The following is a 20,201-nucleotide window of genomic DNA, read 5'->3' as shown; positions in this document are numbered from 1 at the left end:
TGCCAACGATACCGGCGGAAGGCTTATCGCATCCCGCCCGGCATCCCCTGCCCTGTTCAGATGTAAGCCGGAACCAGGCAGTGTTTGTGCTCGATGTGGTATTCGAACTCTTCGCGGAAATTCTTCACGAACGCGCGTACCGGCATGGCCGCTGCGTCACCCAGCGCACAGATGGTGCGGCCCTGGATGTTGTCAGCCACCGAGTTCAGCACGTCCAGATCTTCCATCTTGCCGTGACCATTCTCGATACGCTCCACCATGCGGTACATCCAGCCGGTGCCTTCGCGGCACGGCGTGCACTGGCCGCAGGATTCTTCATAGTAGAAGTAGGACAGGCGCAGCAGCGACTTGACCATGCAGCGCGTTTCGTCCATCACGATCACCGCGCCCGAACCCAGCATCGAGCCGGCCTTGGCGATGGCGTCGTAGTCCATGGTGGTGTCCATCATGACGTCACCACGGATCACCGGAGCGGACGAGCCACCCGGGATGACGGCCTTGATCTTTTTGCCGCCGCGCATGCCACCGGCCAGTTCCAGCAAGGTGGAGAAAGGCGTGCCCAGCGGAATCTCGTAGTTGCCCGGACGCTCGACGTCGCCCGAGATCGAGAAGATCTTGGTGCCGCCGTTGTTGGGCTTGCCCATCTCGGCGTAGGCCTGCGGGCCCACCTTGAAGATGAAGGGCACGGCCGCGAAGGTCTCGGTGTTGTTGATGGTGGTCGGCTTGCCGTACAGGCCGAAGCTGGCCGGGAACGGCGGCTTGAAGCGCGGCTGGCCCTTCTTGCCTTCCAGCGATTCCAAGAGCGCAGTTTCTTCGCCGCAGATGTAGGCGCCATAACCGTGGTGCGCGTGCAGCTGGAAGCTGAAGCCGGTACCGAGGATGTTGTCGCCCAGGAAGCCGGCCGCACGGGCTTCTTCCAGGGCTTCTTCGAAGCGCTCGTACTCGGCGAAGATTTCACCGTGGATGTAGTTGTAGCCGACCGTGATGCCCATCGCGTAGCCGCCGATGATCATGCCTTCGATCAGCGCGTGCGGGTTGTAACGAATGATGTCGCGGTCCTTGAATGTGCCCGGCTCACCTTCATCTGTGTTGCAGACGAGGTACTTCTGGCCCGGGAACTGGCGCGGCATGAAGCTCCACTTCAGGCCGGTCGGGAAACCCGCACCGCCGCGGCCACGCAGGCCCGAAGCCTTGAGGTCGGCGATGACTTGTTCCGGAGTGATCTTCTCGTTGAGGATGCGCTTGAGCGACTCGTAGCCGCCGCGCTTGACGTAATCCTCGAGGTGCCAGTTCTCGCCATTGAGGTCGGCGAGGATCAGCGGTTTGATGTGGCGGTCGTGCAGGCAGGTCATTTCTTCAGTTCCTCCAGCAGCGCGTCGATCTTTTCGTTGGACATCCAGCTGCACATTTGATGGTTGTTGACCAGCATGACCGGTGCGTCGCCGCAAGCGCCCATGCATTCGCCTTCCATCAGCGTGAACTGGCCGTCGGCCGTGGTTTCGCGATAATCGATGCCCAGCTTGTGCTTCAGGTGATGGGCGGCGCGCTCGCCACCCGACAGCAGACACGGCAGGTTGGTGCACACGGTGATCTTGTGCTTGCCCACCGGGCTGGTGTTGAACATGTTGTAGAAGGTCGCGACTTCCTGCACGGCCACGGCGGGCATGCCGATGTAGTCGGCAATTTCCTGCTGCAGCTCGGCCGGCAGCCAGCCATGTTCCACCTGGGCGATGCGCAGTGCGGACATGACCGCAGACTGGCGCTGGTCCGCCGGGTATTTCGCGAGTTCGCGATCGATTTTCTTAAGGGCTTCTTGACTTAACAGCATATCGTTGGCCATCCATGCGCATCAGTACTGCGCGGTTATTGGATATTCCCCAAACCTGACGGGCTTCCTGAGAAGCCCGCCTTGACTCTTGCTCTTCGACTTACCGGTCGATTTCCCCGAACACGATGTCTTGCGTACCAATGATGGTGACCGCATCGGCAATCATGTGACCCTTGGCCATTTCGTTCAGGGCTTGCAGGTGGGCAAAGCCCGGGGCGCGGATCTTCAGGCGGTACGGCTTGTTGGCGCCGTCCGAGACCAGGTAGATACCGAACTCACCCTTCGGATGCTCGACGGCGGCATACGCTTCGCCGGCAGGCACGCGGAAGCCTTCGGTGAACAGCTTGAAGTGGTGGATCAGGTCTTCCATGTTGGACTTCATGTCCGCACGTTTCGGAGGCGCGATCTTGTGGTTGTCAGTGATGACCGGACCCGGATTGTTGCGCAGCCACTCCACACATTGCTTGATGATGCGGTTGGACTGGCGCATCTCGGCCACGCGCACCAGATAACGGTCGTAGCAGTCGCCGTTCTTGCCGATGGGGATGTCGAAGTCCAGCAGGTCATACACTTCATATGGCTGCTTCTTGCGCAGATCCCAGGCGATGCCCGAACCACGCAGCATCGGACCGGTGAAGCCCATCTGCAATGCACGTTCCGGCGAGACCACGCCCACGCCCACCAGACGCTGCTTCCAGATACGGTTGTCGGTCAGCAGGGTTTCGTATTCGTCGACATAGGTCGGGAAACGATTGGTGAAGTCTTCGATGAAGTCCAGCAGCGAGCCCTGGCGGTTTTCGTTCAGTTCGCGGATGGCCTTCTCGTTGCGCACGATGGAAGCCTTGTACTGCGGCATGCTGTCCGGCAGGTCGCGGTAGACGCCGCCCGGACGGTAGTAGGCCGCGTGCATGCGGGCACCGGAGACCGCTTCGTAGCAGTCGAACAGGTCTTCGCGCTCACGGAAGGCATACAGCAGCACGCCCATTGCGCCCACGTCCAGCGCGTGCGCGCCGATCCACATCAGGTGGTTCAGCAGGCGGGTGATTTCGTCGAACATCACACGGATATACTGCGCGCGCAGCGGCACTTCGATGCCCAGCAGACGCTCGATGGCCAGCACGTAACCGTGCTCGTTGCACATCATCGAGACATAATCCAGGCGATCCATGTAAGGCACGGATTGCAGGAAGGTCTTCTGCTCGGCCAGCTTTTCGGTGGCACGGTGCAACAGGCCGATGTGGGGGTCGGCACGCTGGATGACTTCACCGTCCAGCTCCAGCACCAGGCGCAGCACGCCGTGCGCGGCCGGGTGCTGGGGACCGAAGTTCAGCGTGTAGTTTTTGATCTCTGCCATTATTTGATCCCGTAGTTTTCTTCACGAATGATGCGCGGCGTGATTTCGCGCGGCTCGATCGTTACGGGTTGATAGATGACGCGTTTCTGTTCGGCGTCGTAACGCATTTCGACATAGCCGGACACCGGGAAGTCCTTGCGGAACGGGTGGCCGATGAAGCCATAGTCGGTCAGGATGCGGCGCAGGTCGGAGTGGCCGTCGAAGAGGATGCCGTAGAAGTCGAAGGCTTCACGCTCGTACCAGCCAGCCGAGTTCCAGATCGGATCGACCGAAGCCACGATGGGCAGATCGTCATCCGGCGCGAACACGCGCACGCGCACACGCCAGTTGTGCGAGATCGACATCAGGTGCGACACCACGGCAAAGCGCGGACCTTCCCAGGCACCGTCGCCGTAGGTGGAATAGTCCACGCCGCACAGGTCGATCAGTTGTTCGAAACGGGTGTCGGCATGGTCGCGCAGCACGCGCATGGCCGACAGGTAGTCAGCGGCCTTGACCACTACGGTGACTTCACCGAGGGCCACGGTCAGGTTCTGAAGATACCCTCCAAGCGCATTACGCAGGGCGGCTTCGAGAGTTTCCAATTTTGTCGTCATACTGCCCTCTTAGCGCGCGATGGTGTTGGTGCGCTTGATCTTGTTCTGCAGCTGGATCACGCCGTACAGCAGCGCTTCCGCTGTCGGCGGGCAACCCGGCACATAGACGTCCACCGGCACGATGCGGTCGCAACCACGCACCACCGAGTACGAATAATGATAGTAGCCACCACCATTGGCACAGGAGCCCATGGAGATCACCCAGCGCGGTTCCGGCATCTGGTCGTAGACCTTGCGCAGCGCCGGCGCCATCTTGTTGCACAGGGTGCCGGCCACGATCATCAGGTCGGACTGGCGCGGCGACGGACGGAACACCGCACCGAAGCGGTCCAGGTCGTAACGCGAGGCACCGACGTGCATCATCTCAACTGCACAGCAGGCCAGACCGAAGGTCATGGGCCACAGGGATCCGGTACGGGTCCAGTTGATTACCTTATCCAGCGAGGTGGTAACAAACCCCTCATTCAATACGCCTTCAATAGACATGGCTTACTCCCAATCCAGGGCACCCTTTTTCCAGATGTACCAAAATCCGACAACAAATTCAGCGATGAAGACCATCATCGTGACGAAACCTTGCCAGCCCAGCTCACGCATGGACACGCCCCAAGGGAAGAAGAAGGCGGTTTCCAGATCAAACAGGATGAACAGGATGGCGATCAGGTAGTAGCGCACATCGAACTTCATGCGCGCATCTTCGAATGCCTCGAAACCGCATTCGTAAGGAGAAGTTTTTTGAGCGTCCGGCTTGTGCGGACCAAGAAGACGACCGAGGAGCTGGGGAGCGACACCGACACCGATGCCGACAAGAATAAACAGGAGGACTGGGAAGTAATTTTCGAGGTTCACGATTGGCCGCTATGCGTTGGTTTATCGATGGGAATGATTCTCAATATCAATCAGAAACTTCCTCGACAAAAAGCCAGCTCAGGCACTAAGACCTTCGCTGGCTTTTCATTTCATTTCTATGGTGCCGACGACGAGACTCGAACTCGTACAGCTTTCGCCACTACCCCCTCAAGATAGCGTGTCTACCAATTTCACCACGTCGGCCTGAGACTGCTATTGTACCTTCATTTGTTACTCTTGTTCAATGCACAATCAGCGAAAAAGAAAGATTCTTACTACTTTATTCTGCGATTATTTCCGAATCCGCAAAGGCTTATTTCGGAATCTGATTCGACTGGTCGCCAGGCTTGGCAACCTCGGCCGGCGCAGCGGGCGCGGCAGGTGCTGCTTGCTGGGCCGGAGCAGCCGGAACCTGCAGATTATCCATCACACTGCCGCTTTGCGTCACGTGATGATTACCGATGAAGGTCAAACCCAGGGTTGCCACGAAGAAGATACCCGCAGCCACCGCAGTGGATTTCGACAGGAAGTTCGACGAGCCGGTAGCACCGAAGAGGCTACCCGACGCGCCGGAGCCGAAAGCGGCGCCCATATCAGCACCCTTGCCGTGCTGCAGCAGCACCAGACCGATGATCGCCAGCGCTGCCAGCACCTGAACTACAACCACAACAAAAAACAAAGTATTCATTTAAACAAGTCCACTCTTGATGTTTCAATCGTCAACTGCGGAAGTCTCGAATTATCGACCCCGCAACTGACAAACCCCTTACCCTACTTCAGGCCGCCTTGATGATGGCCAGGAAATCCGCCGCCTTCAACGCTGCACCACCAATCAGGCCGCCATCGATATCGGCCATGACGAGCAGTTGCCCGGCATTGTCCGGCTTCATGCTGCCGCCATACAGGATGCGGACCTTGGCGGCCGCCTCCGCACTCTTGGCAGACAGACGCGCACGCAGCATCGCATGCACTTCCTGCGCCATTTCCGGCGTAGCGGTCTTGCCCGTGCCAATGGCCCAGACCGGCTCGTAGGCCACGACGATGCGCGCGGCATCCTCGACCGTCAGGGCTGCCAGCACCACGTCGAGCTGACCACCCACGACGTCATTGGTCCGGCCGGCTTCGCGCTGCACCAGCGTTTCACCCACGCAGACCACCGGCACCAGCCCAGCCTTCAATGCCGCCACCGTCTTGGCCGCCACCGCCGCGTCGGTCTCGCCGTGATAGGCGCGACGCTCGGAGTGACCCAGGATGACGTATTGCACACCGAATTCCTGCAGCATTGCTGCCGACACTTCACCGGTATAGGCACCAGAAGCGTGCGCCGACATGTCCTGCGCACCCAGTGCCACGGCCGAACCGGCCACCGCACCCTGCACCTGCGCCAGATACGGCGCCGGTACGCACACGGCCACGTCGCACACATCGGCCGGCAGGCCCTCCCTGATACCAGCCACCAGGGCCGCATTGGCAGCCAGGCTGCCATTCATTTTCCAGTTACCGGCTACGAGTTTGCGACGCATAGGCTGAGTTCTACGAGATGGGTGTCAATTTGGATAACCTCGCATTGTAGCCGGACTAGGCGCTTGGCGCAAAGCCGCGCTGTCCAGACCGCGCATCGGCGCTTGCCGGATCACAATTCCAGCATGATCTTGCCGATGTGTGCGCTCGATTCCATCATGGCGTGTGCCTGCGCAGCCTGTTCCAGCGGGAAGCGCTGGTGAATGACCGGCTTGATCTTGCCCGCCTCGATCAGCGGCCACACCTGCGCGCGCAGCTTGGCCGCAATCGCAGCCTTGAACGCCACCGGACGCGGACGCAAGGTCGAGCCGGTAATGGTCAGACGACGGCGCATGACCTGACCCATGTCCAATTGCCCTTTGCTGCCACCCAACTGGGCAATGAAGACCAGGCGGCCATCATCGGCCAGCGCCTTGATCTCGCGCGGCAGGTAGTCACCGCCCACCATGTCCAGGATCACGTCCACGCCACGGCCACCGGTCAATTCCTTGACCACCGCCTCGAAATCCTCGGTTTTGTAGTGGATGGCACGCTCGGCGCCCAATTCTTCACAGGCGCGGCACTTCTCGGCGCTGCCTGCGGTGGCAAAGACACGATGGCCCAGCGCACGGGCGATCTGGATGGCCGTCACGCCGATGCCGGAGGAACCACCCTGCACCAGCAAGGTTTCTTCACCTGACAATTGTCCACGGTCGAAGACGTTACTCCAGACAGTGAAGTAATTTTCCGGCAGGGCCGCTGCCTCCAAGGCACTCAAGCCTTTGGGGACCGGCAGGCACTGCGCCAGCGGGGCGGCACAGTACTCGGCGTAACCGCCACCCTGCACCAGGGCACAGACCAGATCGCCCAGCTTGAAACCGCTGTCGCCCAGGTCGCCTGCCACGATCTCGCCGGCCACCTCCAGGCCCGGCAGGTCGGACGCGCCCGGCGGCACCGGGTAGTTGCCGGTGCGCTGGAACACGTCCGGACGGTTCACGCCCGCCGCATGCACCTTGATGAGTACTTCACCTGCCTTGAGCTCCGGCAGGGGCCGTTCGCAGGCCTGCAATACCTCGGGCCCGCCGAATTGCTTGATCTCGATTGCGCGCATGTGTCCTATCCTTCAGTTCAATGGAGTGTGATGGGTCTCAAAGCGACGCCGCCGCCCGCGCCGCCGTGTCATACAGCCCGGACGCATTGCGCAGCAATTGCGCGGCCTCGCCGATGGCCTGATTGGGAATGCCGCTCTCGGCCTGCACTTCGATCAGGCAGCGCTCGCGCACCTCGCGGTACTTCATGCACAGCGCCTGCCCGGCCGCAGTGGTGGAGAACAGCAGTTCCTTGCCGGCCTTCTCGCTCTTGACGTAGCCGGCCTTCACCAGCTTCTTCAAGGCATAGGTGACCACGTGGGTGTCCTCGACGTTCAATACGAAGCAGATATCGGCCAGTTTTTTCTTGCGGTCACGGTGATTGACGTGATGCAACAGCGATACCTCGATAGCCGTCATGTCCTTGGCGCCAGCGGCCGCCATGCAGCGCACCATCCAGCGGTTGAAGGCATTGCTGGCCATGATGAGCGCATATTCGAGCTCGGAAAGCTCGGCACTGCGCTCGGACACCAGGTGCTGGGAAGACACGATCTTGGTCGGGCGCGACGGCTTGGCGACCTCTTGCGCATCAGGCTGGACGGGGGTGGACGTCTCGTTGTTCTCTTGGCTCATGGGAAGCGGGCGGGTCTGGACGACGGAATGACAACACTATAGCGCAAACACTAAATAAATAATTTATCGACATATTGTTTATATTTTCTTTGAAATGTAATATCCGCAAAAAAGCAGGGCATCACCCGCAGACGCACCTGGACCCCGCCGGCGACATCGACGGGCTCTCAACACAATCACCGGCCAGGCGAGAGACACATGCAGCCACCCCAGCTCCACCCCTTGGGCGACCGCGCACTGCTATGCAGTTTGCCGGCCCCTGCCACCCTGCCCCAGCAGCAACGCATCTGGGCCCTGGCCGAACTGGCCGGCACATGGGAAGAAGTCAGCGAAGTCGTGCCCGGCATGAACAACCTGACCCTCATCGCCAAGCGCCCCGTCACCGACCTCGAGACCCTGGCACAACGCATTGAGAAGACCTGGCCCAAGCTCAGCGGCGAACGCAGCGCCGGACGCACGGTCGAGATCCCGGTGATCTACGGAGGCAGCGGCGGCCCCGACCTCGACAATGTGGCGCGCCACACTGGTCTGTCGACGCAGGAAGTGATTGCGCGCCACAGCGGCGCCGAATACGTGGTCTACTTCCTCGGCTTCCTGCCCGGCTTTGCCTACATGGGCGGACTCGATACCAGCCTGGCGACTCCGCGCCACACCACCCCGCGCGTGAGCATCCCGGCCGGCTCGGTGGGCATCGGTGGCGAGCAGACCGGCATCTATCCCATGGCCTCACCCGGCGGCTGGCAACTCATCGGCCGCACGTCCCTGCAATTGTTCGATCCCGCCCAGCAACCGCCGACGCTGCTGCGTCCCGGCGACCGTGTACGTTTTACCGTGGAGCGCGTGGCCTCATGATAGAAATCATCCAACCCGGCATGCTGGCCTCGGTGCAGGACATGGGCCGCTTCGGCCATCGCAGCCTGGGCATCCATCCCGGGGGTGCCCTCAATGCCCTGGCCCTGGCCAGCGCCAACCTGCTGGTCGGCAATCCCGTCGAGGCGGCCGGAATCGAAATCACCATGGGCGTGGCCGAGCTGCGCTTCACCCGCGCCACCCGCATCGCCCTGGGTGGTGACGACATCGGTGCCACGCTCGATGGCAAGCCCATCGCGGCCTGCTGGAGCCTGCCGGTGCAGGCCGGCAGCGTTCTCAAACTCAGCCTGGCTCCTGCCGATTCGCCCGAGCAGGCGCCGCGCCACAGCATGCGCACCTACCTGGCCGTGGCTGGTGGCATCGATGTGCCGCTGGTGCTGGGTTCGCGCAGCACCGACCTGAAAGCCGGTTTCGGCGGCCACCACGGACGCGCCCTGAAGCGCGGCGACAAACTCCCCATCGGCGATGCGCAAAGCGCTTCTGCAGCAGTACACGGCCCCGCCTTCGGCGTGCGTTCGCCGCGCTGGAGCGGCCTGGCGCTGCGCGCCGATGAACACAGCCAGCACGTCACCCTGCGCGTGTTGCCCGGCCCTGAATTCGAGCAGTTCAGCAAGAGCGCGCGCGAAGCGCTGTGGTCCGACACCTGGCGCGTCACACCCAACAGCAACCGCATGGGCTATCGCCTCGAAGGCCCGGAACTCAAGCGCAAGCAAGGTCGCGACATGCTCTCGCATGGCGTGGTGCCGGGCGTGATCCAGGTACCACCCTCGGGCCAGCCCATCATCCTGATGGGCGATGCACAGACTACCGGCGGCTATCCCAAGATCGGCGTGATCATCGGCGCGGACCTGTGGAAGCTGGCGCAAGCCCCGCTGAACGCCACGTTGCGGCTGGAGCCCTGCGAGATGGCCGATGCTCTGGCCGCCGCCGAAGAACAGCAACGCTATCTCGACTCCATCCGCGCCACGGTCGCCGCACTGGACTGGTCGCGCGCCACGCTCTACAAGAAATAAGGGAACGCCATGCATATCGATCTCAATGCCGACCTCGGCGAAGGCTGCGACACCGACGAACAACTGCTGACCCTGGTCAGCTCTGCCAACATCGCCTGCGGCTGGCATGCAGGCGATGCCAACACCATGCGCCGCAGCGTGCGCTGGGCGATCCAGAATCACGTGGCCATCGGCGCCCACCCCAGCTTCCCCGACCGTGAAAACTTCGGCCGCAGCGCCATGCAACTGCCGCCCGAGGAAATCGTCAGCGGCATGCTCTATCAACTCGGCGCGCTCGACGCCATCGTGCGCGCCGAAGGTGGCCGCATGACGCACGTCAAGCCGCACGGCGCGCTCTACAACCAGGCCGCCAAGGATGCCGTACTGGCCAATGCCATCTGCGCGGCCATCCGCACCTTCAATCCCGAACTGAGCCTGTATGGCCTGGCCGGCAGCGAACTGATCGCCGCCGCCCGCCATGCCGATCTCAATGCGGTGGAAGAAGTCTTCGCCGATCGCGCCTATGAGCCCGATGGCAGCCTGGTCGCACGCAGCAAACCGGGCGCCATGATCGACAACGATGCCGATGCCATCGCCCAGACCCTGATGCTGGTCAAGCAGAAGAAGGTCAAGGCCATCGACGGCAGCATCGTCGAGGTCAATGCACAGACCGTGTGCCTGCACGGAGATGGCGCGCATGCCCTGGATTTTGCGCGCCAGATTCGGGCACGCCTGCACGCCGAGCAGATTGCCGTACGCGCGGCGTTATGAACGTTTTTTCCCGCATCGTCGCAGCAGGCGGGAAGGACGGCCCCCGCTGTTGATTGAAGGTCGTCGCAAACTGTAGTTCCGTTCCAAAAACCACAAGAAAAGTCGCCGATCCGAGGCCCATGAGGTCGCAGGAAAAGTCACGCCCCTACGCCTGAGCATTCTTCGAAAAGGCAGACTGGGCGCGGCTTTCCGCGCCATGGCTGGCATGGACCTTGCACACTGGCGTATGGATTTTTTCTCATTCAACTAGGGAGTTTTTCATGGAGAGTTCGACACTGCTGCCGCTGATCGGGATACCGATCGTCGTGGCCGGTTTTGCCTTGCGTTTCAACCCGCTGCTGGTGGTCACGGTCGCGGGTCTTACCACCGGCCTGTCGGTCGGAATGGACTTCGGCATGCTGCTGGAAACCTTCGGCGAGAAGTTCGTCAACAGCCGTTCGCTGGCGACCTTCCTGCTGATCCTGCCGATCATCGGCCTGCTGGAACATTACGGCCTGAAGGAACGCGCCCAGGCGTGGATCTCCAGCATCGCCAGCGCCACTTCTGCGCGCATCCTCATGCTCTACTTCATCCTGCGCGAAGGCACGGCCGCACTGGGCCTGATCTATCTCGGCGGCCAGGCGCAGACGGTGCGCCCGCTGCTGGCACCGATGGCCGAAGGTGCAGCGGTCAACGCCTATGGCGAAGACCTGCCGCAACACATCCGCGACAAGATCAAGGCCCATGCCGCCGCCTGCGACAACATCGCCGTGTTCTTCGGCGAGGACATCTTCATCGCCTTCGGCGCGGTGCTGCTGATGGATGCGTTCCTGAAGGAAAACGGCATCACCAACATCGAGCCGCTGCACATCGGCCTGTGGGCCATCCCCACTGCCCTGTCGGCACTGGTGATCCACATGTTCCGCCTGACCCGCCTCGACGCTTCCATCCGCCGCGATGTCGATGCGTGGAAAGCCACCCAATCCGCTGCCAAGGTGTCCGCATGAATACGCTCATCTCGATCAACCGCATCTACTACCTCATCGGCATCATCGTCATGATGCTGACCGTGATGACCCTGCGCGACAAGGGCAATCCCAAGCGCTTCCCCACGGCGCTGTTCTGGTTCCTCTTCGGCGCCGTGTTCCTGTTCGGCGACCTGCTGGTGGAAAACCTGGGCAAGTCCATGGCCCACCGCATCATCGGCGGCACCGTCATCATCATCTCGCTCATCGCCGGTACCGGCATGCTCTCCATGGGCAGCTACGCGACCTCCACGCATGACGAGCGCGTGGCCTCTTCCAGGAAGCTCGGCAACTGGCTGTTCTTCCCGGCCGTGCTGATTCCGGTCATCACAGTGGCCTGTACCGTGCTGCTCAAGGGCGTCTCGATTGGCGGCCTGATGCTGCTGGACCAGAAACAACTGACCCTGGCCGCACTGTGCGTGGCTTGCGTGTGCGCGCTCATCGCCGGTTGCGTACTCACCCGCGGCACGCCGCTGCAGGCAGTGCGCCAGTCGCGCCGCCTGGTGGACTCCATCGGCTGGGCCGCCATCCTGCCGCTGATGCTGGCCATGCTGGGCGGCGTCTTCGTCGCCGCCAAGACCGGTACCTCGGTGCAGCAGGTGGTGAGCCTGTTCGTCAATCCGGACAATCGCTTCCTGGTAGTGGTGATCTACTGCGTGGGCATGGCGCTGTTCACGATGGTGATGGGCAATGCCTTCGCGGCCTTCCCCGTCATGAGTGCAGGCATCGCCCTGCCCTTCCTGATCGTGGGACACCATGCTGATCCGGCGCCGCTGGTGGCCATCGGCATGTACTCGGGCTACTGCGGTACGCTGATGACGCCGATGGCGGCCAACTACAACATCGTGCCCGCTGCGCTGCTGGAACTGAAGAACAAGTACCAGGTCATCAAGGTGCAGATCCCGACCGCGCTGACGCTGCTGACGGTGAACGTGTTCCTGATGTACTTCCTCGCCTTCCGCTGATCCACAACGGAGGCCGGACCTGACCGGACATGGCGTCTGGTCAGGTCGCCTTACACTGTTTCAAGGAGTCCCCCATGCAACTCACCCTCGAACGGGCAGAAGAATTTGCCCGCATGCCGCTGGCCTATCTGCGCCAGGAATATCCGAACCACATCATGCATCTGCTCAACGACGACGGCGACGTGCTCTCGCCGCGCGCGATGCATCCGGTCTTCTATGGCTGCTATGACTGGCACTCGGCGGTGCACGGGTTCTGGCTGCTGCTGCGCTGCTTACGCCAGTATCCATCCCTGGCAGTGGCAGACCAGATCACGGCAATCTTCGACGAGCATTTCACCCCTGAGTTGATGGAACGCGAGACGGATTATTTCCGCGCGCCCAACCGTGCGCCCTTCGAACGTCCCTACGGCTTTGGCTGGCTGCTGGCGCTGGATCAGGAACTGCTGATGTCGGCTCATCCACGTGCGGCCGGATGGCATGCGGCGATGAAGCCGCTGACGACCGAAATTCGCCGCCGCCTGCTCGACTACCTCTCCAAGCTGAGCTATCCGATCCGGGTAGGTGCGCACTTCAACACCGCCTTCTCGCTGGCACTAGCGCTGGACTATGCCCGTCACGTCAACGACGCAGAACTGGAGACGGTGATCGTCGACTGGTCGCAGCAACACTACGGCAAAGACACCGATTACCCGGCCCACTATGAACCGGGCGGGGATGAATTCATCTCCGGCGCACTGACCGAAGCCCTGTTGATGAGCAAGGTGCTGACGCCCGATGCCTTCGCTGCCTGGTTCGATCTCTATCTGCCGCGCGTGGCCGAGGTGTCGCAGCTCATGCATCCGGCCCATGTGTCCGACCCCACCGATCCCAAGGTGGCTCACCTCGACGGCCTGAACCTTTCTCGCGCGTGGTGCATGAAGAATGTGCTGCGTCACCTTCCTACAGCACACGCCGCCCGTAGCGCTATCGAGGCAGCCATCCAACGCCACATCGCCGCATCCATCGACCAGGTGGTCGGCAGCCACTACAGTGGCGGTCACTGGCTGGCCACATACGCCATGCTGGCCCTGGAGGACTGAGCCACACCGCGCAGCAAAGCAACAAGAAAGAACAAAGCCCTCGCTCCCGGTCACGGAAGCGAGGGCTTTTTGCTGATGCGTACAGAGCGCCTACTCAGCCACTTCCTTGCGCAAGGCCGTCTGCCCGGACTGTACCGGTACAGTGGACGAGATCACCCGCGCACTGCGCTTGAAGGTGAAATACGCCCAGGCCCAGTCCGCCATCACCATGATGCGGTTGCGGAATCCGATCAGGAAATACACGTGCACGAACAGCCAGAACAACCACGCCGGATAGCCCGAGAACTTGAGCTTGCCGACCATCGCAATGGCAGCCCGGCGCCCGATGGTGGCCAGCGATCCGTAATCCTTGTAGACGAAGGTCTCTGCTGCCCGCCCTGCAATGTGATGCTTGATGTTGCGCGCCGCCACCCGCCCCATCTGCTTGGCCGCCGGTGACACGCCCGGCACCGGCTTGCCTTCCGACTGTGCGGCGGCCAGGTCACCGATCACGAACACTTCCTCGTGGTCACCGATACAGAGCGTCGGCGTGACCGGTACACGACCAGCACGGTCCACCGGTACACCCAGCTTCTTGCCCAGCGGCGAGGCCGCTACACCTGCCGACCAGATCACGGTGCGCGTAGCCAGGCTCTGCTCGCCATCGAAATTGGCATAGCGCACGCAGGTCTCGTCAATGTGCACCACACGGCAGCCGGTGCGCACGTCCACGCCGAGCTTGTGCAACTGTTCGCGCGCCTTCTCGGACAGATCCTCCGGATACGCTCCCAGCACGCGCTCGGAACCTTCCACCAGTACCACCCGCGCCGAATGCGGATCGATATTGCGGAATTCGCCCGACAAGGTATGCCGCGCAATTTCCACCAGCGTACCGGCCATCTCCACGCCGGTGGCGCCACCGCCGATGACGGTGAAAGTCAGCCATTCCTGGCGGCGCCGTGCATCGGTCTCGCGCTCGGCGCGTTCGAAGGCCATCAGGATGCGTTTGCGAATCTCGAAGGCGTCTTCCAGTGTCTTCAGGCCGGGGGCCAGCGTGCGCCACTCATCGTGGCCGAAGTAGCTGTGCGTGGAGCCTGCGGCAACGATGAGGTAGTCATAGCCGAGCACGCTGCCGTCTTCCAACGTGACGGATTTGCCGGCGGTATCGATCCCGGTCACGGCGGCCATCAGCGTGGTGAGATTGCGCTGCTGCGCCAGGATGGCGCGGATCGGTGCGCTGATGGCCGGGGCCGACAGCCCGGCCGTGGCGACCTGGTACAGCAAGGGCTGGAACAGGTGGTGATTGCTGCGATCGATCATGGTGATGCGCACATCGGCATGGGCCAGTTCACGCGCAGCGGCCAGACCGCCGAAGCCGCAACCGATGATGATGACGTGGGGCATTGCCTTCCTTTCAAAAGTAACGTGTTGTTCTGTCCGCGCATGCCGGTCACTTGGCGTTGTGACCTGGCGGCGCAGCTGTCCCCTACTCTCTATTCGGATCTGCAGGTCTATCTGCAGGCATGACCGCGCCTCCCCTGATGAGCGCGGCACACCGGAACCTTGATGTCCCTCAAAGCAGACGGACAGAATCGCATACTTTTGGTTCGAAATCACTTGGGCAGATTGTCCGCATCCTCTTGCGCGCATAAAAAAAAAAATCCCCCGGCCTTGCGGCACGGGGGATTTCCTTGTTGCCTGTGCAGGCAGAAGGATTACTGCGCTTCTTGCCCAGCGGCAGCGTCGCCTTCTTCAGCCTGGGCAGCCTTCATCGACAGCTTCAGGCGGCCGCGGTCATCGGTTTCCAGAACCTTGACGCGCACTTGCTGGCCTTCCTTCAGGTAGTCGGCCACGGCGTTGACGCGCTCGTTGGCGATCTGGCTGATGTGCAGCAGGCCATCCTTGCCCGGCAGGACCTGGACGATGGCGCCGAAGTCCAGCAGCTTCAGGACGGTGCCTTCGTAGACCTTGCCCACTTCCACGGAAGCGGTCAGCTCTTCGATGCGGCGCTTGGCTTCCTGACCAGCCGAGGCATCCACGGAGGCGATGGTGACCACGCCTTCGTCGCTGATGTCGATCTGAGTGCCGGTTTCTTCGGTCAGCGCGCGGATGACGGCGCCGCCCTTGCCGATCACGTCACGGATCTTTTCCGGATTGATCTTGATGGTGATCAGACGCGGTGCGAAGTCGGACAGCTCGGCACGGCCGGCCGGCACGGCTTCCTGCATCTTGCCCAGGATGTGGTGGCGGCCTTCCTTGGCCTGCTCCAGCGCGACCTGCATGATTTCCTTGGTGATGCCCTGGATCTTGATGTCCATCTGCAGGGCGGTAATGCCGTTGGCAGTACCGGCCACCTTGAAGTCCATGTCGCCCAGGTGATCTTCATCGCCCAGGATGTCGGTCAGCACGGCAAACTTGTTGCCTTCCTTGATGAGGCCCATGGCGATGCCGGCCACGTGGGCTTTCATCGGCACGCCGGCGTCCATCAGGGCCAGGCAGCCACCGCACACCGATGCCATCGAGGAGGAACCGTTGGACTCGGTGATTTCCGAGACCAGGCGCACCGAGTAGCTGAACTCGTCAGCGGCCGGCAGCGCAGCGATCAGCGCGCGCTTGGCCAGGCGGCCGTGGCCGATTTCGCGGCGCTTCGGAGTGCCCACGCGACCGGTTTCGCCGGTGGCGAACGGAGGCATGTTGTAATGGAGCATGAAGCGGTCGGAGTATTCGCCCAGGAGGCCGTCGATCTTCTGCTCGTCGCGTGCGGTACCCAGGGTCGCGATGACCAGGGCTTGCGTTTCGCCACGGGTGAACAGGGCCGAGCCGTGGGTACGCGGCAGCACGCCGGTACGGATCGAGATCGGACGCACGGTGCGGGTGTCCCGGCCGTCGATGCGGGGTTCGCCTTCCAGGATCTGCGAACGCACGATCTTGGCTTCCAGGTCGAAGAGGATGGAACCGACTTCGGCAGCATCCGCAGCCACGCCGTTGTTGGCAGCGGCTTCAGCGACCAGGGCTTCGTTGACCTGGGCCGAGACAGCCTTCAGCTTTTCGGTACGGGCCTGCTTGTCCTTGGTCTGGTAGGCTTCGCGCAGCGGGCCTTCGGCCAGCTGTGCCACGCGCGCGATCAGGGCTTCGTTCTTGGCCGGGGCGGTCCACTGGACTTCCGGCTTGCCGCCGTCACGCACCAGGGCGTGGATGGCTTCGATGACGGCCTTGGACTGTTCATGACCGAACACGACGGCGCCCAGCATGACTTCTTCGGACAGTTGATCGGCTTCGGATTCCACCATCAGCACGGCGGTTTCGGTACCGGCCACCACCAGGTCCAGCTGCGAGGACTTCAGTTGCGAAGTGGTCGGGTTCAGCACGTACTGGCCGTCGATGTAACCGACGCGGGCCGCGCCCACGGGGCCGTTGAAGGGGATGCCGGCCAGCGACAGGGCAGCCGACGCACCGATCATGGCGGGGATGTCCGGATCGATTTCCGGGTTCACCGACAGCACGTGGATGATCACCTGCACTTCGTTGAGGTAGCCTTCCGGGAACAGCGGGCGGATCGGGCGATCGATCAGGCGCGAGGTCAGGGTTTCCTTTTCGGAAGGCTTGCCTTCACGCTTGAAGAAACCGCCGGGGATACGGCCGGCTGCATAGGTCTTTTCGATGTAGTCGACGGTCAGGGGGAAGAAGTCCTGGCCGGGCTTGGCTTCCTTGCGGGCCACGACGGTCGCCAGGATAACGGTGTCTTCCACCGACACCATCACGGCGCCAGAAGCCTGGCGAGCGATTTCGCCGGTTTCCAGGGTCACTTGATGCTGACCGTACTGGAAGGTCTTGGTTACTTTATTGAACACGGTATTTCCTTTCTTTTATGGAGCCGGCCCCGACTGTGTCCGCGGTGCACGGCTTCCTTTTGCCGACAGATTTTCAGGCGCTGTCGTTCACCTCACCACAGTGGCCGGCGAAACCGGTCACTCACGACGAACGCGGCATTGATCACACAAACAGCCTGCCGCGATGAAACGATGATGCATTCCTGCCCGAGGGGGGCGTTTGCGATGACGCTCGCTCCGGCTTATGCCTGAGCTTGCGGAATCGCAAAAAACAAAATGCCCGCGTCAACGAGTGACGCAGGCATTTCGTGGTGGTCCGAGGCGCACACCCCGAGACCCAGACGCGGAGTCAAATTACTTGCGCAGACCGAGTTTCTCGATCAGGGCGCGGTAACGGTCAGCGTCCTTGTTCTTCAGGTAGGACAGCAGGCTCTTGCGACGGTTGACCATCTTGATCAGGCCACGACGGGAGTGGTGATCCTTGACGTGGGCCTTGAAGTGGCCGTTCAGGTCGTTGATACGTGCGGTCAGCAGCGCCACTTGCACTTCCGGAGAACCGGTGTCGTTCGTGCCGCGGGCGTTTTCGGAGATAATGGCAGCCTTGGCTGCTTTTTCGATGGACATTGCTTTTACCTTTCACAAGCGGTGTGCGGAGCGTCGGAAAATTCCTGCCCTGCATACCGTGAACAAAAAATGAGAATCCGGTCAAACCGACCGGACGCGAAATTATATAGCAAAAAGTCATTCCGACCAACATTGGCAAGCAAGCGCGTCCGCCAGCCGGCCAATAACGCGGCGCCGCTGCCACAGAATGCCGGAATGACAATCCAACCAGGAGTCGACATGCAATCCCCCGCTTCCCTCATGCAAGCCGCCCGTCCCAGGCTGGCTGCCGCCCTGTTGGCCGCTGCCGCGCTGTCGGGCTGCGCTTCCCTGCTGCAGCCACCGGTACAGCCGGGCGAACCTGAAGACCAGGTGGTGGCCCGCCTGGGTGCGCCCACCAACGTGTATCCGGACGGCAACGGCCGGGTCTTCGAATATGCGGCAGGCGCCTTCGGTCAGTACCAGTACATGGCCCGCATCGGCGCGGACCATCGCCTCATTTCCTATGAGCAAGTCTGGACCCTGCAGAATTTCCACGCCATCCGCCCCAAGCTCGACACCAAGCTCGACGTCCTGCGCTGGGTCGGCCGTCCCACCGAAGTGACGCGCTATGCGCGCATTCCCTTTGAAGCCTGGAACTACGGCTTCAAGGAAAGCGGCGTCTGGAATTCGCAGATGACGGTGTACTTCAACGACCAGGGCATCGTGGAAAAGGTCGAGAACGGACCGGATCCGCGCTTCGACGATTCGCGTTTGCGCAACTGAGAACAGCACGCGGGCGTTACGCCTGAGCAAGAAAGAAAGGCTGTCCGGATCGCTCCGGACAGCCTTTCATTTTTCAGCAGGGCGATCTGCGCAACATCAGATCACGGTGGCCAGTGCCAGCGTGAACAGCAGCGCCAGCACCGAGACCAGGGTTTCCATCACGGTCCAGGTCTTGAAGGTCTGCGGCACGGTCATGTTGAAATACTCCTTGACCAGCCAGAAGCCGCCATCGTTGACGTGCGACAGGATCAGCGAACCGGCGCCGGTGGCCAGCACCATCAGTTCCGGGCGCACGCCGCCCACGGTAGAGACGATGGGGGCAACGATGCCGCAGGCGGTGGTCATGGCCACCGTCGCCGAACCCGTCGCCACGCGGATGAGCGCCGCCACGAACCAGCCCAGCAGCAGCGGCGAGAGATGCGCATCGGTAGCGATGCCGACGATGGCCTTGGAGACGCCGCCATCCATCAGGATGCGTCCGAAGCCCGCACCCGCACCCACCACCAGCGTAATGCTGGCGATCGGTGCCAGACATTCGTTGGTGAACTTCAGGATCTGGTCGGCCCCGAAACCACGGGCGCGGCCGAAGGTCCAGAAGCTCACCAGCGTGGCGATCAGCAGGGCGATCACGGAGTTGCCGATCAGCCTCAGGAAATCATTGGCGAAGGTCTTGGGCGCGAAGAACAGGTCGGCCCAGCTGCCGATCAACATCAGCACCACCGGCAACAGGATGGTGAAGAGCGTGATGCCGAAGCCCGGCAGTTCACGGTCCTTCTTGCCCTCGTCGACGAACTGCGAGACCAGCGGATTATCCGGATTGGGGATCACCACCCTGGAGATCAGCTTGCCGAAGATCGGGCCGGCAATGATGGCCGTAGGAATACCGACGATCAACGCATACAGGATGGTGCGGCCGATGTCGGCGCTATAGGCGGTCACCGCCAGCAGCGCGGCCGGGTGCGGCGGGATCAGGCCGTGCACCACCGACAGGCCGGCCACCATGGGGATACCGACCAGCACCATGTTGGTACCGGTGCGTCTGGCGACGTTGAAGGCAATCGGCACCAGCAGCACGAAGCCGACTTCGAAGAACACCGGCAGGCCGACGATGAAGGCCACCGTCATCATGGCCCAGTGCACGTTCTTTTCACCGAAGGCCTGGATCATCGTATTGGCGATGCGCTCGGCACCGCCCGACTCGGCCATCATCTTGCCCAGCATGGTACCCAGACCCACCACCAGCGCGATGTGACCCAGGGCACCACCCACGCCGGTCTCGAAGGCCTTGACGATATTGCCCATCGGCATGCCCACCGCCAGGCCCAGCACCAGCGACACCACAATCAGCACGATGAAGGGATTCATCTTGAATTTGGCGATCAGCACGATCAGTGCGATCACCGCTACCAGTGCATAGACCAGTAGCGCACTTCCTTGTACAGCCTCCATCTGTTGCTCCTCTTCAGAAGGTAAAAGACACCGCCAGCGATACAGC

The 20,201-nt window shown here is 61.9% G+C and carries 21 protein-coding genes and 1 tRNA gene; 7 read left to right on the top strand and 15 right to left on the bottom strand.

All coding sequences use genetic code 11. The features are described 5' to 3' along the window. Positions 1-56: 56 nt before the first annotated feature. The 11 genes from nuoF to AACH55_RS08205 all read right to left on the bottom strand — a co-directional run bounded on the left by nuoF (position 57) and on the right by AACH55_RS08205 (position 7,848). The gene (gene nuoF, locus AACH55_RS08255; RefSeq protein ID WP_338718956.1) at positions 57-1,352 is read right to left on the bottom strand and encodes an NADH-quinone oxidoreductase subunit NuoF; all 1,296 of its coding nucleotides are present in this window, start codon (positions 1,350-1,352) and stop codon (positions 57-59) included. Further along, on the bottom strand, positions 1,349-1,840 hold the full coding sequence (gene nuoE / locus AACH55_RS08250) for an NADH-quinone oxidoreductase subunit NuoE (protein WP_006712943.1): 492 nt from the start codon (positions 1,838-1,840) through the stop codon (positions 1,349-1,351). The genes nuoF and nuoE overlap by 4 nt, the downstream gene beginning before the upstream one ends. A gap of 88 nt (positions 1,841-1,928) precedes the next feature. After that, positions 1,929-3,182 carry an NADH-quinone oxidoreductase subunit D gene (locus tag AACH55_RS08245; protein ID WP_338718955.1) on the bottom strand — a complete coding sequence of 418 codons (1,254 nt, stop codon included), beginning with the start codon at positions 3,180-3,182 and terminating at the stop codon, positions 1,929-1,931. Next, positions 3,182-3,778 carry an NADH-quinone oxidoreductase subunit C gene (locus tag AACH55_RS08240; RefSeq protein WP_338718954.1) on the bottom strand — a complete coding sequence of 199 codons (597 nt, stop codon included), beginning with the start codon at positions 3,776-3,778 and terminating at the stop codon, positions 3,182-3,184. Before AACH55_RS08240 ends, AACH55_RS08245 begins: the two co-directional genes overlap by 1 nt. 9 nt (positions 3,779-3,787) lie before the next feature. Continuing rightward, positions 3,788-4,264 carry an NADH-quinone oxidoreductase subunit B gene (locus AACH55_RS08235; protein WP_006712940.1) on the bottom strand — a complete coding sequence of 159 codons (477 nt, stop codon included), beginning with the start codon at positions 4,262-4,264 and terminating at the stop codon, positions 3,788-3,790. Positions 4,265-4,267: 3 nt separating this feature from the next. Beyond that, positions 4,268-4,627, bottom strand: coding sequence for an NADH-quinone oxidoreductase subunit A (locus AACH55_RS08230; protein ID WP_006712939.1), 360 nt, complete (start codon positions 4,625-4,627; stop codon positions 4,268-4,270). A 119-nt stretch (positions 4,628-4,746) separates the two neighbouring features. Then, positions 4,747-4,831, bottom strand: a tRNA-Leu gene (locus tag AACH55_RS08225). A 109-nt stretch (positions 4,832-4,940) separates the two neighbouring features. After that, positions 4,941-5,315, bottom strand: coding sequence for a preprotein translocase subunit SecG (secG, locus tag AACH55_RS08220; protein ID WP_338718953.1), 375 nt, complete (start codon positions 5,313-5,315; stop codon positions 4,941-4,943). 88 nt (positions 5,316-5,403) lie between these two features. After that, positions 5,404-6,150: a triose-phosphate isomerase gene (gene tpiA, locus AACH55_RS08215; RefSeq protein ID WP_338718952.1), complete on the bottom strand. Its 747-nt coding sequence runs from the start codon at positions 6,148-6,150 to the stop codon at positions 5,404-5,406. Positions 6,151-6,260: 110 nt separating this feature from the next. Next, the gene (locus AACH55_RS08210) at positions 6,261-7,238 is read right to left on the bottom strand and encodes an NAD(P)H-quinone oxidoreductase (RefSeq protein ID WP_338718951.1); all 978 of its coding nucleotides are present in this window, start codon (positions 7,236-7,238) and stop codon (positions 6,261-6,263) included. A gap of 37 nt (positions 7,239-7,275) precedes the next feature. Further along, the gene (locus AACH55_RS08205; protein ID WP_338718950.1) at positions 7,276-7,848 is read right to left on the bottom strand and encodes a winged helix DNA-binding protein; all 573 of its coding nucleotides are present in this window, start codon (positions 7,846-7,848) and stop codon (positions 7,276-7,278) included. Between the two features lie 198 nt (positions 7,849-8,046). Between AACH55_RS08205 and pxpB the strand changes: the two genes are divergently transcribed. The 6 genes from pxpB (at position 8,047) to AACH55_RS08175 (ending at position 13,529) form a co-directional block, all read left to right on the top strand. Beyond that, the gene (gene pxpB / locus AACH55_RS08200) at positions 8,047-8,700 is read left to right on the top strand and encodes a 5-oxoprolinase subunit PxpB (protein WP_338718949.1); all 654 of its coding nucleotides are present in this window, start codon (positions 8,047-8,049) and stop codon (positions 8,698-8,700) included. Beyond that, entirely contained in the window at positions 8,697-9,731 is a 1,035-nt protein-coding gene (locus tag AACH55_RS08195) for a biotin-dependent carboxyltransferase family protein (RefSeq protein ID WP_338718948.1), read from the top strand. The genes pxpB and AACH55_RS08195 overlap by 4 nt, the downstream gene beginning before the upstream one ends. A gap of 9 nt (positions 9,732-9,740) precedes the next feature. Beyond that, entirely contained in the window at positions 9,741-10,481 is a 741-nt protein-coding gene (gene pxpA / locus AACH55_RS08190; protein ID WP_338718947.1) for a 5-oxoprolinase subunit PxpA, read from the top strand. A gap of 260 nt (positions 10,482-10,741) precedes the next feature. Continuing rightward, positions 10,742-11,467, top strand: a complete 726-nt coding sequence (locus tag AACH55_RS08185; RefSeq protein WP_338718946.1) for a DUF969 domain-containing protein — start codon at positions 10,742-10,744, stop codon at positions 11,465-11,467. After that, positions 11,464-12,450 carry a DUF979 domain-containing protein gene (locus tag AACH55_RS08180; RefSeq protein WP_338718945.1) on the top strand — a complete coding sequence of 329 codons (987 nt, stop codon included), beginning with the start codon at positions 11,464-11,466 and terminating at the stop codon, positions 12,448-12,450. The genes AACH55_RS08185 and AACH55_RS08180 overlap by 4 nt, the downstream gene beginning before the upstream one ends. 74 nt (positions 12,451-12,524) lie before the next feature. Next, positions 12,525-13,529 carry a DUF2891 domain-containing protein gene (locus AACH55_RS08175; RefSeq protein WP_338718944.1) on the top strand — a complete coding sequence of 335 codons (1,005 nt, stop codon included), beginning with the start codon at positions 12,525-12,527 and terminating at the stop codon, positions 13,527-13,529. Positions 13,530-13,619: 90 nt separating this feature from the next. Here AACH55_RS08175 and AACH55_RS08170 read toward each other — a convergent pair whose 3' ends face one another. From AACH55_RS08170 to rpsO, 3 genes are all read right to left on the bottom strand, one after another. Then, complete coding sequence (locus AACH55_RS08170; RefSeq protein ID WP_338718943.1) at positions 13,620-14,912, bottom strand: NAD(P)/FAD-dependent oxidoreductase; 1,293 nt, start codon at positions 14,910-14,912, stop codon at positions 13,620-13,622. 311 nt (positions 14,913-15,223) lie between these two features. Beyond that, complete coding sequence (gene pnp, locus AACH55_RS08165) at positions 15,224-17,359, bottom strand: polyribonucleotide nucleotidyltransferase (RefSeq protein WP_338718942.1); 2,136 nt, start codon at positions 17,357-17,359, stop codon at positions 15,224-15,226. A gap of 333 nt (positions 17,360-17,692) precedes the next feature. Next, entirely contained in the window at positions 17,693-17,962 is a 270-nt protein-coding gene (rpsO, locus tag AACH55_RS08160) for a 30S ribosomal protein S15 (protein WP_006712917.1), read from the bottom strand. Positions 17,963-18,181: 219 nt separating this feature from the next. Here rpsO and AACH55_RS08155 point away from each other — a divergent pair, with 219 nt between their 5' ends. After that, positions 18,182-18,706 (top strand): hypothetical protein, encoded by a 525-nt coding sequence (locus tag AACH55_RS08155; RefSeq protein WP_338718941.1) that lies wholly within the window; start codon positions 18,182-18,184, stop codon positions 18,704-18,706. Positions 18,707-18,802: 96 nt separating this feature from the next. Here the strand turns inward: AACH55_RS08155 and AACH55_RS08150 are convergent, their stop codons facing one another. After that, complete coding sequence (locus AACH55_RS08150) at positions 18,803-20,155, bottom strand: GntP family permease (protein ID WP_338718940.1); 1,353 nt, start codon at positions 20,153-20,155, stop codon at positions 18,803-18,805. Between the last annotated feature and the right edge of the window lie 46 nt (positions 20,156-20,201).

This window comes from Herbaspirillum sp. DW155, from assembly GCF_037076565.1.
Classification (GTDB): domain Bacteria; phylum Pseudomonadota; class Gammaproteobacteria; order Burkholderiales; family Burkholderiaceae_D; genus Herbaspirillum.
Note: the sequence above shows the minus strand (reverse complement) of the source record. Positions and strands in the feature narration are given on the sequence as shown.

Excerpts from the sequence above, each read along its gene's own strand:
- pxpB (WP_338718949.1), top strand. The coding sequence starts at position 8,047 with ATGCAGCCACCCCAGCTCCACCCCTTGGGCGACCGCGCACTGCTATGC.
- AACH55_RS08175 (WP_338718944.1), top strand. The coding sequence starts at position 12,525 with ATGCAACTCACCCTCGAACGGGCAGAAGAATTTGCCCGCATGCCGCTG.
- AACH55_RS08235 (WP_006712940.1), bottom strand. The coding sequence starts at position 4,264 with ATGTCTATTGAAGGCGTATTGAATGAGGGGTTTGTTACCACCTCGCTG.
- pxpA (WP_338718947.1), top strand. The coding sequence starts at position 9,741 with ATGCATATCGATCTCAATGCCGACCTCGGCGAAGGCTGCGACACCGAC.
- AACH55_RS08210 (WP_338718951.1), bottom strand. The coding sequence starts at position 7,238 with ATGCGCGCAATCGAGATCAAGCAATTCGGCGGGCCCGAGGTATTGCAG.
- AACH55_RS08185 (WP_338718946.1), top strand. The coding sequence starts at position 10,742 with ATGGAGAGTTCGACACTGCTGCCGCTGATCGGGATACCGATCGTCGTG.
- nuoF (WP_338718956.1), bottom strand. The coding sequence starts at position 1,352 with ATGACCTGCCTGCACGACCGCCACATCAAACCGCTGATCCTCGCCGAC.
- nuoE (WP_006712943.1), bottom strand. The coding sequence starts at position 1,840 with ATGGCCAACGATATGCTGTTAAGTCAAGAAGCCCTTAAGAAAATCGAT.
- secG (WP_338718953.1), bottom strand. The coding sequence starts at position 5,315 with ATGAATACTTTGTTTTTTGTTGTGGTTGTAGTTCAGGTGCTGGCAGCG.
- AACH55_RS08245 (WP_338718955.1), bottom strand. The coding sequence starts at position 3,182 with ATGGCAGAGATCAAAAACTACACGCTGAACTTCGGTCCCCAGCACCCG.
- AACH55_RS08205 (WP_338718950.1), bottom strand. The coding sequence starts at position 7,848 with ATGAGCCAAGAGAACAACGAGACGTCCACCCCCGTCCAGCCTGATGCG.
- AACH55_RS08150 (WP_338718940.1), bottom strand. The coding sequence starts at position 20,155 with ATGGAGGCTGTACAAGGAAGTGCGCTACTGGTCTATGCACTGGTAGCG.
- AACH55_RS08170 (WP_338718943.1), bottom strand. The coding sequence starts at position 14,912 with ATGCCCCACGTCATCATCATCGGTTGCGGCTTCGGCGGTCTGGCCGCT.
- AACH55_RS08195 (WP_338718948.1), top strand. The coding sequence starts at position 8,697 with ATGATAGAAATCATCCAACCCGGCATGCTGGCCTCGGTGCAGGACATG.
- rpsO (WP_006712917.1), bottom strand. The coding sequence starts at position 17,962 with ATGTCCATCGAAAAAGCAGCCAAGGCTGCCATTATCTCCGAAAACGCC.
- AACH55_RS08180 (WP_338718945.1), top strand. The coding sequence starts at position 11,464 with ATGAATACGCTCATCTCGATCAACCGCATCTACTACCTCATCGGCATC.
- tpiA (WP_338718952.1), bottom strand. The coding sequence starts at position 6,150 with ATGCGTCGCAAACTCGTAGCCGGTAACTGGAAAATGAATGGCAGCCTG.
- AACH55_RS08240 (WP_338718954.1), bottom strand. The coding sequence starts at position 3,778 with ATGACGACAAAATTGGAAACTCTCGAAGCCGCCCTGCGTAATGCGCTT.
- AACH55_RS08155 (WP_338718941.1), top strand. The coding sequence starts at position 18,182 with ATGCAATCCCCCGCTTCCCTCATGCAAGCCGCCCGTCCCAGGCTGGCT.